Source organism: Bacillus sp. V26, from assembly GCF_034296245.1.
In the GTDB taxonomy this organism is placed as follows: domain Bacteria; phylum Bacillota; class Bacilli; order Bacillales; family Bacillaceae; genus Bacillus; species Bacillus halotolerans.
Genome location: NZ_JAXKQF010000001.1, coordinates 67810 through 82527, shown reverse-complemented (window position 1 = coordinate 82527; position 14718 = coordinate 67810). Strand labels below are relative to the sequence as shown.

Annotated in this window: 12 protein-coding genes; 2 read left to right on the top strand and 10 right to left on the bottom strand. The window is 44.9% G+C overall.

The annotated features are described in order from the left end of the window. The first annotated feature begins 199 nt into the window (after positions 1-199). Positions 200-2515 carry a helix-turn-helix domain-containing protein gene (locus UJ203_RS00500; protein ID WP_322008380.1) on the top strand — a complete coding sequence of 772 codons (2316 nt, stop codon included), beginning with the start codon at positions 200-202 and terminating at the stop codon, positions 2513-2515. A 39-nt stretch (positions 2516-2554) separates the two neighbouring features. Here UJ203_RS00500 and UJ203_RS00495 read toward each other — a convergent pair whose 3' ends face one another. From UJ203_RS00495 to UJ203_RS00450, 10 genes are all read right to left on the bottom strand, one after another. After that, positions 2555-4045 carry an extracellular solute-binding protein gene (locus UJ203_RS00495; protein ID WP_322008379.1) on the bottom strand — a complete coding sequence of 497 codons (1491 nt, stop codon included), beginning with the start codon at positions 4043-4045 and terminating at the stop codon, positions 2555-2557. A 23-nt stretch (positions 4046-4068) separates the two neighbouring features. After that, positions 4069-4929, bottom strand: a complete 861-nt coding sequence (locus UJ203_RS00490; protein WP_322009432.1) for a carbohydrate ABC transporter permease — start codon at positions 4927-4929, stop codon at positions 4069-4071. 206 nt (positions 4930-5135) lie between these two features. Next, the gene (locus tag UJ203_RS00485; RefSeq protein ID WP_322008378.1) at positions 5136-5906 is read right to left on the bottom strand and encodes an NAD(P)-dependent oxidoreductase; all 771 of its coding nucleotides are present in this window, start codon (positions 5904-5906) and stop codon (positions 5136-5138) included. 85 nt (positions 5907-5991) lie between these two features. After that, entirely contained in the window at positions 5992-7176 is a 1185-nt protein-coding gene (locus UJ203_RS00480) for a cytochrome P450 (protein ID WP_322008377.1), read from the bottom strand. A gap of 89 nt (positions 7177-7265) precedes the next feature. After that, the gene (bioB, locus tag UJ203_RS00475) at positions 7266-8273 is read right to left on the bottom strand and encodes a biotin synthase BioB (RefSeq protein ID WP_105990185.1); all 1008 of its coding nucleotides are present in this window, start codon (positions 8271-8273) and stop codon (positions 7266-7268) included. Between the two features lie 2 nt (positions 8274-8275). Then, on the bottom strand, positions 8276-8971 hold the full coding sequence (bioD, locus tag UJ203_RS00470; RefSeq protein WP_322008376.1) for a dethiobiotin synthase: 696 nt from the start codon (positions 8969-8971) through the stop codon (positions 8276-8278). Next, positions 8968-10140: an 8-amino-7-oxononanoate synthase gene (bioF, locus tag UJ203_RS00465; protein ID WP_322008375.1), complete on the bottom strand. Its 1173-nt coding sequence runs from the start codon at positions 10138-10140 to the stop codon at positions 8968-8970. The genes bioD and bioF overlap by 4 nt, the downstream gene beginning before the upstream one ends. After that, positions 10130-11476 (bottom strand): adenosylmethionine--8-amino-7-oxononanoate transaminase, encoded by a 1347-nt coding sequence (gene bioA, locus UJ203_RS00460; protein WP_322008374.1) that lies wholly within the window; start codon positions 11474-11476, stop codon positions 10130-10132. Before bioA ends, bioF begins: the two co-directional genes overlap by 11 nt. Next, positions 11448-12242 carry a 6-carboxyhexanoate--CoA ligase gene (gene bioW, locus UJ203_RS00455; protein WP_322008373.1) on the bottom strand — a complete coding sequence of 265 codons (795 nt, stop codon included), beginning with the start codon at positions 12240-12242 and terminating at the stop codon, positions 11448-11450. Before bioW ends, bioA begins: the two co-directional genes overlap by 29 nt. Before the next feature lie 267 nt (positions 12243-12509). Beyond that, positions 12510-13409 (bottom strand): dienelactone hydrolase family protein, encoded by a 900-nt coding sequence (locus UJ203_RS00450; RefSeq protein WP_322008372.1) that lies wholly within the window; start codon positions 13407-13409, stop codon positions 12510-12512. A 246-nt stretch (positions 13410-13655) separates the two neighbouring features. Between UJ203_RS00450 and UJ203_RS00445 the strand changes: the two genes are divergently transcribed. Continuing rightward, positions 13656-14714 carry a LacI family DNA-binding transcriptional regulator gene (locus UJ203_RS00445; RefSeq protein WP_322008371.1) on the top strand — a complete coding sequence of 353 codons (1059 nt, stop codon included), beginning with the start codon at positions 13656-13658 and terminating at the stop codon, positions 14712-14714. Positions 14715-14718: the final 4 nt, after the last annotated feature.

Below are 14718 nucleotides of genomic sequence, written 5' to 3'. Positions count from 1 at the left end.
AAGCCTCCTTTCACGGGTTCTTGTTTTCACTGTAGCGCAGCGTGCAAAAGTCCGTCTACAATCATATGATCACATTCTGCCTGAGCCCTTTGTCATCAAGGGTTCCGTCTCTCTATCTGAAAAAAAGACACCAATATTAGAAAATGATTATTGACAATATCTATCAATCTTTGGATTAATTGTATTAAGGTGTTATGAAATGGGGGGTTTTATGAAAAGAAGCCAATACAAGTTTTATTACAAACTCATCACGTTTTTTTGTTTACTCAGCACCATTCCCGTCATTTTGGTCGGTTTGTTTTCGTACGAGCACTCTCAGAAAACGGCCATCTCCAACGTTTCGGAGGAAAAGCTCGACACACTCCAGCAGACCCAGCTAAGCATCGAGCACATCCTAAAAACCGTCGATCATTCTTTAACCCACTATGTGAGTTCGCCGCCTCTCCTCCGCACACTGTCCGAGCCTTTGCACTCTGACCAATTTCAAATCTATGACCAAGTGAACCAAGAGCTCAACTATTTGCAAAGCTTTGATACCGATTTGTCCAACATGACGCTTGTCAGCTATATGAAAAACTGGTACATGAACAATTCCGGTTTGTACCGCATGAATACGGACTCCCTTCATGAAGCAGCCGAGGCGTATTCGAAAAACAAAGCGAGCCGGTCGTATTGGACGCTGGAAAAAAACAACCGTTTGATCTCCACAAAGGAAGGCGCTTCAGAAAGCTGCCGGTATAATATCAATTTGATTAAGCAGCTCCCCCTGAACAGCACAAACACGAAGGGACTGTCAGCCGCAAGCATTCCAAGCTGTTCACTCGTTAAAAATATGCCTGATTATTCAAGCGCAAACAGCATGTTTATCATTGATGAAAAAGGCCGTATCATCCTTCACAACAACCTGTCTGATATAGGCGATTCTCTTCAGAACGACGATTTTGTCAAAAAAATGCTGGCGCAAAGCTCCAAAAGCGGCCAGTTTGAAACAGTCATTGACCGCATTCATTATAAAGTGACCTATCAAAAATCAGACTATAACACGTGGACTTATTTTTCTCTCGTTTCCCTGCCCGAACTAAAAAAAGAAGCCAAGTCGATCGGCTGGATCACCTTTGCGGTATGCTTCATTTTGTTAACGCTTTCATTATTATTCTCTTGGTTGGGCTCCCGTCATTTTTATAAGCCGATCCGGCTGCTTTATGAATCATTTGCGCGGCACGGAGCCTTTCCAGAAAAACAGCCTCATCAAAACGAGTTTGAATTAATCGAGCAAAGTTTCAAGCAGCTCAAAAACAGAAACGACGACCTTGAAGAAACAATGAGGCAGCAGGCCACTCATCTTCAGCAATATTTTATGGTCAGGCTTATGCTTGGAAAGCTGACGGATGAGGAGGTCAATAACCGCTTTGAAAGCCTCGGCTTAAAACAAAAGTGGCGGCATCTCGCCCTGCTGGTGCTCCAAATTGACACGCTGAATCAGACACCGTATGAGAAAAAAGATATGGATCTGCTGTTGTTTGCCGTCAACAGCCTGATTGAGCGGAACATCCCCGCGGAAAAACGCCTCGCACCAGCGGTAGTCGATAAACAGCAGGCAACCATATTGATGAATGAGAGCGGAACAAAAGAGGCATTTATGGCCGAGCTGAATGATACTGCCCGGATGATTCAGGATACAGTTGAAGCTGAGCTGCACCTGTCTGTCAGCATCGGCGTCAGCCAGCCGTTTGATGCATTAACAATGGCGAAAAACGCCTATGCGGAAGGCTTAGAAGCGTTAAAATACCGGCTGAAAGCAGAAAACAAATCGATTATCTTTTATGAAGACCTGGATCAGAAAAAAACGTTCAAAACCCATTTTCCGAAGCAGCTTCAGCATGAGCTGTTTGATGCTGTAAAAGCCGGTGACAAGGAGAAAGCAGACAAATGCCTGCACGCGATTTTACAGTCGTTTTTTACACACAACACCACCCCGTACCAATTTCAGATCGCAATCGCCCGTTTTCTGAATCATGTCATTGAACTGATGCATGTACTCGGAATTGAACTATTTGAGCTTGAAGAAAACAAAATGCTGTATGACCAAATTTTTGAGCTGAAAACATTCGAGGATACCGAAAACTGGCTGAAGCAAGAATTCATTGATCCGATGACAGACAAAGTAAATGCCCGGGCCGATGCACAGTATAAAAATATTTCCGACAACATAATCCATATCATCCACCATGAGTTTGAATCCGATTTAACGCTGGACGAAATTGCCCGCAGGCTGCATTACAACCCGAACTACTTAAGCAGTATTTTCAAAAAAGAAATGGGCATTTCATTCAGCGAGTATGTCTCAAATTACCGCCACCATATGGCAAAAAGCTGGCTGGCTGAATCCGACATGGCGGTGAAAGACATAGCTGAAAAGCTCAAATACAAAAACTCTCAAAACTTTATCAGGTCCTTTAAAAAGCTGGAAGGCATCACACCGGGCAACTACCGCCAGCAAAAAAGAAGCATATAAAAACCCAAAACCGCTTGCGCGTTTTGGGTTTTTTCAATATTACTTTGTTTTTTTAAACGCTTCTTCGTATTCCTGAATAATCTGCTTTCCTCCGCTTGTTTCCCATTTTTCAACTTCTTTATCAAACTGGCTTTCTGTAATTTCTCCGATCATATATTTATAGGTGGCATCGTCTATCATTTTTTTCAGTTCATCTCCGCGTTCAGACTCCGCGGCGGAATACAAGCTCTCTGCCGGATTGGAGACGATGATGTTTTCATTGTCTTCCGTCAGCTCCTCGTACGCTGTCCGCAGCGGATCACCGGTGTTTTTTAAGTAGGCTTTATCGATGGCGATTAAGGCGGACAGCGGCTGAATATCAGTCTGCCAATCTTTTACCTGGCTTTCTTTTCTTGTGAATGTTTTGCCTTTTCCTTTATTGTAATGGACCCCGTCAATGCCGTATGTCATCAGGCTGTAGACGTCCTCTTCGGCTATTCGGTCAAAGAACGCCAAGATCCGTTTCAGCTCGGCTTCTGATTTCACACTCGTTTTCGGAAAAGCAAATACACCGTTATGCCCTCCTGACGCCCATACACGCTCTTTTCCGTCAGGACCTTTTATGCGGTTGATGATCTCCAGCTCCATTGATTTATCGGAAGCATTGTCACGCAAATTGACAGCGTCCACCATATTCCCGATATAGATGCCGGCTTTTCCTTGAGAAAACAGCTCCTGCTGCTGGGTTTTGCTTGTGACCGGAAAGTCTTTATTCATGTAGCCGTTATCACGCAGTTTTTTCATGTAATCCATCGTGTCTTTGTATTCTTTCGTCATAAAATCAGGCGTAAATGTGCCGTTTGATTCCTTCCAGTCTGTCGGCATGCCTTCATAAGAGCCAAGCGTCTTAAAAGCGCCGTAAATCAGATCATTTCGGTCAGTCAATCCGAATGTATCATCTTTTCCATCCTTGTCCGGATCGTTCTCTGTAAACGCTTTGGCAACTTCATAAAGATCATCCAGCGTTTCCGGCGTTTTCAAATTCAAATTGTCCAGCCAGTCCTTCCGAATGACGATGCCTTGTCTTGAGAGAGGACGCTCTCTGTATATCCCGTAAAGCTTGCCATCGATTGTGACATTTTTATTAATGAGTTTATTCATCTTGTTTAAATTCGGATAATCTTTGATATAATCGCCGATTTCCCAGAACATTCCCGATCTGAAGGCGTTCATCACAGACGAATTTTTAATGTCTTGAATCGTCACGATTTGCGGGAGATTGCCGGCTGCAAGCGCTGCATTCAGTCTGTCTTCTTTTACCGCATCAGGAACCCATGTGATGTCCAGTTCTGTATTTGTCAGCTTCTCAATTTTTTTGATCGCCCTGTCTTTCGGCGGCTGCTGGTGATACAAAATCGCCATCATAGACAGCTTTACCTTTGAATCCGAGTCCTCCTTGCCTGATAATTGATCAGCCCCTTTACAGCCCGCCAGCACTCCGCCGAGAGCAAATACAAGCACAATCAGAAGCACCCTCCATTTGTTTCCCATCATATCCCTCCGTTTCATATTCTTTATCCTTTGACAGACCCCAGCAAAGCCCCTTTTGCAAAATGCTTTTGAATAAATGGATAGACCAGCAGAACCGGAATGGTCGCTACGACTATTACTGCCATTTTGATCGTTTGCTCAGGCGGCGGGCTGCCCGAGCCCATTTCCGCCATATCCCCTTGTACCCCGCTTGATACAATAACGATTTGGCGCAAAAGCACCTGAATCGGCCACTTAGCTGAATCATTTAAGTACAAGATCGCCGTCATATACGTATTCCAGTACGTCACCGCATAAAACAGTGAAATCGTTGCGATTGCTGGAAGAGACAGCGGCAGCACAATTTTGAAGAAAATCCCCAAATCATTGCAGCCGTCAATTTTTGCGGACTCTTCCAGGCTCGCCGGGATGTTTTGAAAGAAGTTTTTCAGAATGATCAAGTTAAAGGCATTAATCGCTGTCGGCAAAATAAGGGCCCAGTAAGAATCGAGCAATCCAAGCGATTTGACCACCAGGAAAGTCGGAATCATTCCGCCGCTGAAGAGCATCGTAAATACGACGAGAAACATGAGCGGCTGCCGTCCAATTAAGTCGCGGCGGGATAAACCGTAAGCCATCAATGAAGAAAGAAACATGCTGACCGCCGTGCCTACAACTGTCACAAACACAGAAACGAGCAAGCTTTTATAAATGATATCTGTCGAAAAAATGTAACGATAGGCATCGAGCGAAAAAGTGGTTGGTATTAAGATGAATTTTTTCGAAACCACTTCCTCTACTGTGGCAAAGGATGCCGCAATGACATGAATAAACGGAAGTACGCATATTAAAGCGAACATCAGCAAAAATCCGTAAATCAACATATCAAACAGGCGATTTTTCAGTGAATGTGCGATCGTTCCCACCTCCTTTTGTAAGCGTTATCATTTTTTGATAAACGAGCTGCAGCTTGTGACGATATCGTGTCTAAAATGTAGCAAATGTGCGATTGCCGTGTCTATAATCATTTGAACACTGTCCCTTGCCCGACGGCATCGGAACTGGCTTGAAACCGATCATAAAAGAAAAAGAGCATAATCTTAGAAAATGATTATGCTCTGTTATTGCTGTTCTCTTCCTCTTTCAGAAGCTCAGCGGTATTCATTTGAGGCGCAAACCCAAGCTCCTGAACCGCGGATTCTATCGACCACGGCTTGCCGGGATTGTCAGAGACGGCGTAATAAGTGCCATAACGGATATTCGTTTCAATGGCTGCTTTAAAAATCGACAGCAAGTCCGGGTGGGAAAGAAGCGTTTTTTTCGTCCGGTCGTTCTCTTGCAGTGTATCCATTTCATCTGTGACAACCGTTCCGATTCGAAGGTTGATGACAGAGAGCTTATTTTCCAGATAAAACAGGTGGCCGATATGTTCCGAGGTCAGCTTTAGGACGCCGTATAGATTTTTTGACAGCGGATAATCGTCGGTTGTGATTTCCCGCCCTAAGAGCGAACGCCCGTCTTTTTCGTACACATCTGTCACATGATTGCTGCTGGCGAAAACAACCTTTGGGATGCCGAGCTCTGCTGCCGTGCGGCACAAATAGTAGCTTGCTCTATAAAAAATATCCGTCATTTTTTCAAATTCAGCTGTGTCCATGACATCGTATTTGATTTTGACAGCGAGTAAGTTCACGATCACGTCTGTATCTCTCGGAATCTTTTTCAATAGATCCTCATAGTTTGACGCGTCTGCCTGAATAGCGGGTGCTAAGCCTTCGTAGCGGTCTTTATCCAGCACCGTCACCTCGTACTCAGACATAAGCCCTTTAGCCAATATCCTCCCAATCACACCATTTCCGCCGGCGATCAGCACTTTTCTCATATGTTCACTCCCCTTTTTTATAGATTGCCCATTTTTGCCGGGGATGACACGTTTTCAGCATTCACATGGCTTCCTTTAGCCTTGATTAAAAAATAACCGGCAGCTCCATAAGCGTTCTAAAACCAATTAGCTTCCGGTATCGCACTTCAGAAACAGCGAGCTGCAGGCCTGGCATGCGCTGCAGAAGAGTGTTGATTGCAATTTGTGCTTCTAGCCTTGCCAGCGAGGAACCTATACAAATATGGTGGCCCTGTCCGAATGAAAGATGGGGATTAGGGCTTCTGGTGATATCGAACTCATTGGCATGCGCGAATACTTTTGGGTCTCGATTGGCAGCCCCCAGCAGAATATAGACATGCTCCCCTTGTCGAATCGTTACGCCATTCATTTCAATATCTTCTGACGCAACACGGGCTGTCATTTGTGTGGGGCTTTCATAACGTAAACATTCCTCAACTGCGGTATGAATCAGAGCTGGGTTTTCTTTGAGCTGCAAAAGCTGTTCTCGATGCTGCAGCAGACAAAGAATTGAGTTGCTGATGAGATTCACTGTTGTTTCATGTCCGGCGATCGCCAGCAATATACACGTTGATGCCACTTCCTCTTCCGTCAGCTTATCAGCCTGTCCTTCCTTCAGCAGCATGCTGATCACGTCATGCTGCGGTTTTTGTTTTCGTTTTTGAATAAGCTCTCTAAAATACTCCCTCATCACTACAGTGATCTGATTGCCATCTGTTAACACCTTTCTTGATCGGGTAAAATCAATCGTTTGAACAAGGTTTGACGACCACTCTTTAAATTGATCCCTTCCTTCTGCCGGCACACCTATGATCTTAGCTATAATGCTGCTTGCCAAAGGAAAAGCAAAGTCAGAAATCAGCTCCATCTTTTTTTTACCTTGCACTTGATCAAGCAGATGATTGACAGTTTCATCTATAAATGGGCGATAGCCCTCTGTCATTCTCGGAGTAAATACCCCGCTGACCGGCATACGCAGGCGCCTATGATCAGGCTGATTCTGAAACAGCATCATCTGCTTCTGGACATGATTCAAATCCTTATATTTTATGGAGGTCTCAGGCAGCGGGACACGTGTTCTGAATCTGGTATCTTTCAGAATTGCTGCCGCTTCCTCATATCCCGTGACATACCAGCCTGGATACTTCAAAACATTCCCTTTACATAAAGGGTGTGCAGAACGTAATGTATCGTAAAAAGGATAAGGGTTTTTAAAAAACGCAGAAGGTGTAAGTGAAATTGGAATTGTCATATGCTCCCTCTCATGATTCTGACATCATCATTTTGACTCCATAAAAATAAAAGCAATCGACATGACACCGATTGCTTCTATTCTTGCTTTCAGCTATTTGCACTTAAACTGGCTTTCATTTCTTCGACCGATTCTACTTCAAATCCTAAATCACTCAGCATTTTATGATCCTCCGTCTCCTCCTGTCCGGAAGTCGTTAAATAATCTCCGACAAAGATGGAGTTGGCGGCGTACAGCCCCAATGGCTGCAATGAACGGAGATTGACCTCTCTTCCACCAGAAATGCGGATTTCTTTTGACGGATTGATATAACGGAACAGCGCCAGCACTTTTAAGCAATACAGCGGGTTTAATTCATTTACGCCTTCTAATGGTGTGCCGTCAATCGCATGCAAAAAATTCACCGGAATGGAATCAGCGTCAAGGGCCTTCAAGCTTTGTGCGATATCGATGACATCCTGTTTCGTTTCCTTCATCCCGATAATGGCGCCTGAACATGGAGACATGCCGGAGGTTTTTGCAATCTCAACCGTATTGACCCTGTCCTCATACGTATGTGACGTGGTAATATTTGAATGATTTCTCTGTGATGTATTGACATTATGATTATAGCGGTCTACGCCGGCTTCTTTCAGCCGTTTCGCCTGCTCCGGCTTTAACAATCCGAGACACGCACAAACTTTCAGTCCATACGTATCTTTTATTTCCTGTACCGCTTCTACGACCCGATCCACTTCTCTGTTGGACGGCCCCCTGCCGCTTGCCACGATACAATATGTACCTATGTTCAAATCATGCGCCCGCTTTGCGCCTTCCAGAAGGGTTTCCTTATTCACCATCCGGTAACTCTCAATCGGCGCTTTTGAAATGGCAGACTGGGAACAATAGCCGCAATTTTCCGGACAGAGCCCTGATTTTGCATTCATAATCATATTGAGCTTTACTTTTTTTCCATAAAACCGTTTTCTGATGTGAAAAGCTCCATGCATCAAAAGCAAGATGTCTTCATCTGGACAGTTTAATATCGAAAGCGCCTCTTCGTTGGTCACCTCTGCTCCGCCCAGCACCCGGTCTGCAAGTTCCATCCATTGATTCATTTTCATGCCCCCACTCGATTGATCAGTAATGATAAATCTATATGGTCCTTCACCATATTCTGAATCGTTTCTTTTGTTGTGTTTATCAGCTTTGGCGTCACTCCTAATAGCGGCACACCGCATAAGCTCTCAATCATTTCAGGATTGGTTTTTTCATCATGATCAGGAGAATCACTGATTCCATTGACGACGATTCCGGCGATTGGAAGACCCATGCTTTTGGCATATTGAACAGTTAAAAAGGTGTGATTAATCGTTCCAAGATGAGGGCGTGCCACAATAATCACTGGAAGCTGTAACGCTTTTATGACATGACTGACTAAAAAATCCTCTCCCAATGGCACAGAAATCCCGCCCGCACCTTCTACGATGAAGCATTCATGTTTTTCTCTTATCCGCTCCCAATGGCGTAAGACCTCTTCCATTTTGACAGCCTTTCCCTCCAGCTTTCCTGCAACGTATGGAGCTAGCGGCTCTTTGAATGCAAAAGGCGTAATCTCTTCATGTGAAAGACTCGTTTGCGATATCTCTTTCAGCAGGCTTGTGTCGCTCTCTGGATGATGAGGGGAGATCCCGCTTAGAAATGGTTTAAATACTCCGACATCCATCTTATTTTCCCGCAATAAGGCTGCAAGACCGCTGGATATCACCGTTTTCCCCACTTCTGTATCTGTTCCGGTTACAAAAAAACCTCTCATGGAATGATGTTCAGCTCCTTTCCGATTGAACGAAATGCTTCCAGCAAATGATCAATATCCCTCATACTGTGCCCAGCAGTGATGGTTAATCGGATACGGCTTTCTCCTGGCGCAACGGTCGGCGGACGAATGGCAGGGGCATAGATTCCTTTGTCCTGCAGTTTTTCAGCAAACGTGACCGTTTTTCGGGTATCGCCGATGACCACCGGAATAATCGGTGTATGATGCCCCTTCACCACATAGCCCATGTACTTCAGATTCGTTTTGATCATCTGGATATAAGAATATAAAAGCTGTCGTTTTTCCTTGCTGGCCTCCATGATGTCTAACGCCTCATGGGCAGCTGCACAGCTTGCCGGCGGAATAGCGGTTTGAAAGATAAACGTTCTGGCATGGTTCAGCAGAAAGTCGATGAATACCGCTGAACCTGCAGCGAACCCCCCTTCCGCTCCGGCAGCTTTGCTTAACGTGCCGATGACAATGTCAGGACAAACACCGAAATGTTCACTCGTCCCTCCTCCTGATTCGCCCAAAACACCTGTTGCATGCGCATCATCAACGATCACGTAAGCATTGCAGCGTTTAGCAAGGGAGATGATCTGATCAAGAGGGGCAATCGTGCCATCCATGCTGAATACCCCGTCTGTTACGATAAAACGGCGCTGGTACCGCTGTGTTTCTTTCAGTTTTTCTTCAAGATCAGCCATTTCGATATGGCGATAAATGACCGTATCAGCCTTAGACAGGCGGCAGCCATCAATGATACTTGCATGATTTAATTGATCACTTAAAATGACGTCCCCTTTTTCAGGTAACGAAGAAAGGACACCGACATTGGCTAAATAGCCGCTTGAAAACAGTAAAGCCGCTTCTGTCCGTTTAAAGCCGGCAATCTTTTTTTCGAGTTTTTCATGCCAGATCGAATTGCCCGTCGTTAAACGCGAGCCGGTGCTTCCTGCTCCAAATTGCTGCAGTGCTTCTTGAGCTGCAGAGATCAAGCGGTTATGGTTTGCGAGACCTAAATAATTGTTTGACGACCAGACCGTTTGATTTTTGCCATCAATCGTCACCTCCGGAATTGGAGGCCCATTCATTGTTCGCAGTGTACGGTATACGCCGGCTCCCTTCGCTTTGTCTAACCGGCGGCTTAACCAGCTGTCAATGCTCAAGGCTGGTTACCTCTTGGATCGCTTCTTTCATAATAGACACCATTGCTTCGAGCTCTTCAGCTGTGCTGGCAAGCGGAGGCAGAAATGCAATTACATCGCCGAGCGGTCTCGTCAGCATCCCGAGCTCTCTCATTTTCAAAGAAACTTTGTACCCTACCCGCCGATCAGCAGGATAAGGCCGTTTGGTTTCCTTTGACTGAACAAGTTCTGCGCCGCACATAAAGCCGAGCTGCCGAATATCCCCAACGTGAGGATGAGCATGCAGGTCTTGAAGAAGTAAATGGAGCTTTTTACTTTTTTGAGCGACTTGTTCAACGATGTTTTCAGATTCAAATAATCTCAGGTTTTCAAGAGCAACCGCACAGCCAAGCTGATTTCCTGTATAGGAGTGACCGTGGAAAAAGGTTTTTTGTTCTTTGTAATCATCGTAGAATGCATGGTAGATGTCTTCGGTGGCAAAAGTGACGGCTATCGGCAAATAGCCTCCTGTAATGCCTTTGCCGGCAGCCATTAGATCAGGCTGAACATTTTCGTGCTCACATGCAAACATTTTCCCCGTACGCCCAAAACCAGTGGCAACTTCATCAACAATCATTAAGACATCGTAAGCTGTACAAAGCGCGCGCACACCTGCCAAGTATCCTTCCGGCATCACAATCATGCCGGATGCTCCTTGAACCATTGATTCAATCGAAAGTGCTGCAATTTCGTGATGGTGTTCCTTCAGCAGCTGTTCAAGCGCATAGAGACACTCATCACGGCTCTGCACAGGATCGCCGCTTTCAGAGCGGTATACATAAGGGATCGGAGCTTTATAACTATCAAACATTAACGGGCCATAGACGTGGTGGAACAGTTCAATTGAACCGACACTGACGGCACCGATCGTATCGCCGTGATACCCATTTTTCATTGCAATAAATTTTTGTTTCTCAGGCTTTCCGATGTTCTTCCAATATTGAAACGCCATTTTTAGAGCAATTTCCATCGCTTCTGCACCGCTGTCTGAATAAAAAACACGCGTCAGCTTCTCCGGACTGATCTCGGTTAATGTCTCGGCAAGTTCAGTCGCCGGAACGTTGGTCATGCCCAACAATGTGGAGTGAGCAATTTTTCCAAGCTGTTTTATGATGGCCTCATCTAATTCCTTTTTGCGGTGCCCGTGCACATTAAGCCAAACGGAGGAAAAACCGTCATAATATTCCTTGCCGTTTATGTCTTTTACTTTGATTCCGTTGCCGCTTTCGATAATCAAGGGATGTTCATCATAGTCTTTCATTTGAGTAAAAGGCAGCCAAAGATGTTTTTTACTTTTTTCTATCAAATTTTGAGTCATCATCTTCCTCCCACTCTATTAAAATAGGCTGCTTCTCGAGATCATTTATGTATGTGTTTACATTTACAGAGCCGTCAGCAAAAAAAATTCGGCAGCCCTCTTCAGTCCCGTATTCTTTCATTGCTGTAATACGCTGATAGCCCAATTTTTCACCCGCGACGTAGCCTGTTATGTAATCAGGGTCATCTGACCAGCATAATTCTGCAACGGTTGCCGGATGCTCACTCACCTTTGAAGCAAGTGCAAGGGCCTCTTTTATTCTTGGGTTTGATGGTGCGCGATAACGTTGTGCCCATTGTCCAAAATTGAGGTCGGGCCAATCCATTCTGGACACCCGCACACCTTTATCGTGTGTTTGATCAATTCGTTCGCCAGTGTGAATATCAAACACCACCGCTCCCCTGATACCTGACCATTCAGGAATTTGTTGATATGCATTTTCAATCACTTTTCTTGGAACACCCGCTTTCTCCAATAAGAATCGGGCAAGACTTTGTCCCTCTTCCGGGGATTCTACTTCATTTGTCTTCATTAATAATGGATGAATCTTCTTAACCGGCTCATGAACCTCTTCAAATTGAATTTGCATAAAATCCGGTTTTCCTCTTGAGTGGGATAAGCCTTTTTCTAGTAAAGCATTCACCGTATGTTTCATATTATCGAACGTGATAAGCCGTTCTCCGCCGGATATATGCTTTCCTCCATCTTCGTGAGACCCATTCATAGAAGCTCTCATTCTGACACTGTAAAATGTTTCTTCTTGCATACCTTCTCGCCCTTTCAGCTTTGATTACAGAAGAAAGCAGACTATTTGTTAACCATTTATAAATTAAGGTTAACAAATAGAATACTATTATGTATACACAATTCTGTCAATATCAGAACGACATTTCCTCATAAACCAAATCTATTTATCATGTATATTCCTGATAACTGTATTTCCCCTAGAAAAAGAAGAGACGGTCAGATGCTCGCCTCCTTACCTGTTTAGAACCATTTCAGAAAAACACGTAAAGCCTGCCCCTTTTCACTGTCACAGCCACTTTTTCAAAAACCGCAGAGCTTCATGCCTCATCATAGCTGTCTCAAAATGCCCTGAAGCGGAGCGCACCATACGGTAACAATCAGAAGCCCCTTTTTCAGCGTACAAAGCTGTTAATTCTTTTTCGATTTTGTTCACTCCCTCAGCGGGTGTTAGCCGATCATGTATGCCGGCAAGACTAAGGTGCGGGCGCGGTGCGATCAGGCTTTGGATATCTGATGCAGAAAAATGCTTGGCAAGCGACGGAACGTAATAATAAAAGCCATGCCGGTCAAGGTTCTGTGTTTCAATCAGTACATGATGGTCAACCTGACTGCATAAATCCACACATGCCTTAATCCGTTCATCAAGCGCCGCTGTCCACCAAGCCATCAAGCCCCCCATAGACATGCCGATCGTTCCGATTCTGTCAGGCTGAATATCAGGGCGGCTCTGCACATAATCAATGGCTCTTATACTGTCGTACATCATCATGCCCCACATCACCCTGCCCGTCAGAAGCATCTCTTTAAAAATCTCGCTTTCTGATTTTCCCCGTCTGTCTCCAAATCCCCAATGGTCGATTGCCAATACGCCATATCCGAGAGAAATCAGCTCCCGAGCAAAAGAAGGCGCTTTCAAATAATCCGCTCCCTCAAGCAGTTCACTTTTTCCCCGTTCATACTGCCCGCCATGCGAATGCTGAAATAATATAACCGGACACCGTCCTTTTGCGGCTTTCGGCTTCACAAAATATGCAGGCACCTTTTCAAGCCCATTTATATCAAGCAGCAGCGTTTCAATTATATATCCCTCTTTTTCCTCAATACGCAGCGTTTCCGCCCCCGTATGCTTCCGATCAGGCAAATCACCAAGCAATCGAAACAGCAGCTCTCTTTTTTCGTTACTCATCCCATCACCCTTCCTTCTTCGCTTATCTTCAATGTACGAGACGGATTTGTTATTCCCTTTATTTTTCACACAGCATATAGAAACAAAAATCGTAGTTTACTAAACGTTTACTAAATATAACAAAGTATTCTGAAATTCATTATTGTAACCGCTTACTTTCATATGTTAGTATCAATTTATCAAAAACGTATGAGTAAAATATTTCTTTTGTTTTAGTAAATCTCATTCAAATGAAAAGGAGTAACCATGGTTCGTATAAAAGATATCGCCTTAAAAGCGAACGTTTCAAATGCTACTGTTTCGAGAATTTTAAATGAAGATCATTCGCTTTCTGTTGCGGGTGAAACGAGGCAAAGAGTGATCAGTATCGCTGAAGAGCTAGGCTATCAAACTGTCGCTAAACGCCGAAAAGCCCGCGGACAAAAACAGCGCGCCCAGCCGCTTATCGGGGTGCTGAGCTGCTTATCTCCCGATGAAGAACGGCAGGATCCTTATTTTTCTTCTATTCGCAAAGGAATTGAAAAAGAATGCTTTGAACAGGAAATTTTCATTACAAACTCCATCCATCTCGGTTCCTTCCAAGAGCATATTTTTCGGGAACTAGACGGTATTATTGTTATCGGCCGTGTCCATGACGAAGCCGTTCAACATATCAGCGGCCGATTGGAGCATGCCGTATTTATCAATCATTCTCCCGATCCGCAGATATACGACTCGATTGGGATTGATTTTGAAGCCGCCGCACGCCAGGCAATTGATCACCTTTTCGATTTAGGTTACAAACGATTAGGCTATATCGGCGGGCAGGAGAAGGAGCATACACTGAGGGACGGTCAAAGCATTCGCAGAACAATTGAGGACAAACGCCAGACTGCCTTTTTGCAGTCCGCCCATCCTCAGCCTGAACACGTCCTGGTCGGCGATTACAGCATGCGCGAGGGCTATCGGCTGATGAAAAAAGCCATCACTCAAGGCAAGCTGCCGGAAGCCTTTTTTATCGCAAGTGATTCTATGGCCATCGGCGCATTGAAAGCACTTCAGGAAGCCGATCTGCATGTGCCGCGGGATACAGCCATTGTCAGCTTTAACGGCATTGAAGAGGCCGAGTTTGCCAGCACACCTTTAACCACCGTGAAAGTGCATACAGAGGAAATGGGCCGCACAGGCGTAAAACAGCTTCTCGACCGCTTTAACGGCCGAACAATTCCTCATCAAGTCACCCTGCCGACAACACTGATCATCAGGCAAAGCTGCGGATACACAACTAAGGAGGTGACGCAAGACAAACGTTCATCAAGATCATAAGGAG

Bases quoted from the DNA above. Each gene is read 5' to 3' on its own strand.
- UJ203_RS00500 (WP_322008380.1), top strand. From the start codon at position 200: ATGGGGGGTTTTATGAAAAGAAGCCAATACAAGTTTTATTACAAACTC.
- UJ203_RS00495 (WP_322008379.1), bottom strand. From the start codon at position 4,045: ATGGGAAACAAATGGAGGGTGCTTCTGATTGTGCTTGTATTTGCTCTC.
- UJ203_RS00485 (WP_322008378.1), bottom strand. From the start codon at position 5,906: ATGAGAAAAGTGCTGATCGCCGGCGGAAATGGTGTGATTGGGAGGATA.
- UJ203_RS00480 (WP_322008377.1), bottom strand. From the start codon at position 7,176: ATGACAATTCCAATTTCACTTACACCTTCTGCGTTTTTTAAAAACCCT.
- bioB (WP_105990185.1), bottom strand. From the start codon at position 8,273: ATGAATCAATGGATGGAACTTGCAGACCGGGTGCTGGGCGGAGCAGAG.
- bioD (WP_322008376.1), bottom strand. From the start codon at position 8,971: ATGAGAGGTTTTTTTGTAACCGGAACAGATACAGAAGTGGGGAAAACG.
- bioA (WP_322008374.1), bottom strand. From the start codon at position 11,476: ATGACTCAAAATTTGATAGAAAAAAGTAAAAAACATCTTTGGCTGCCT.
- bioW (WP_322008373.1), bottom strand. From the start codon at position 12,242: ATGCAAGAAGAAACATTTTACAGTGTCAGAATGAGAGCTTCTATGAAT.
- UJ203_RS00450 (WP_322008372.1), bottom strand. From the start codon at position 13,409: ATGAGTAACGAAAAAAGAGAGCTGCTGTTTCGATTGCTTGGTGATTTG.
- UJ203_RS00445 (WP_322008371.1), top strand. From the start codon at position 13,656: ATGGTTCGTATAAAAGATATCGCCTTAAAAGCGAACGTTTCAAATGCT.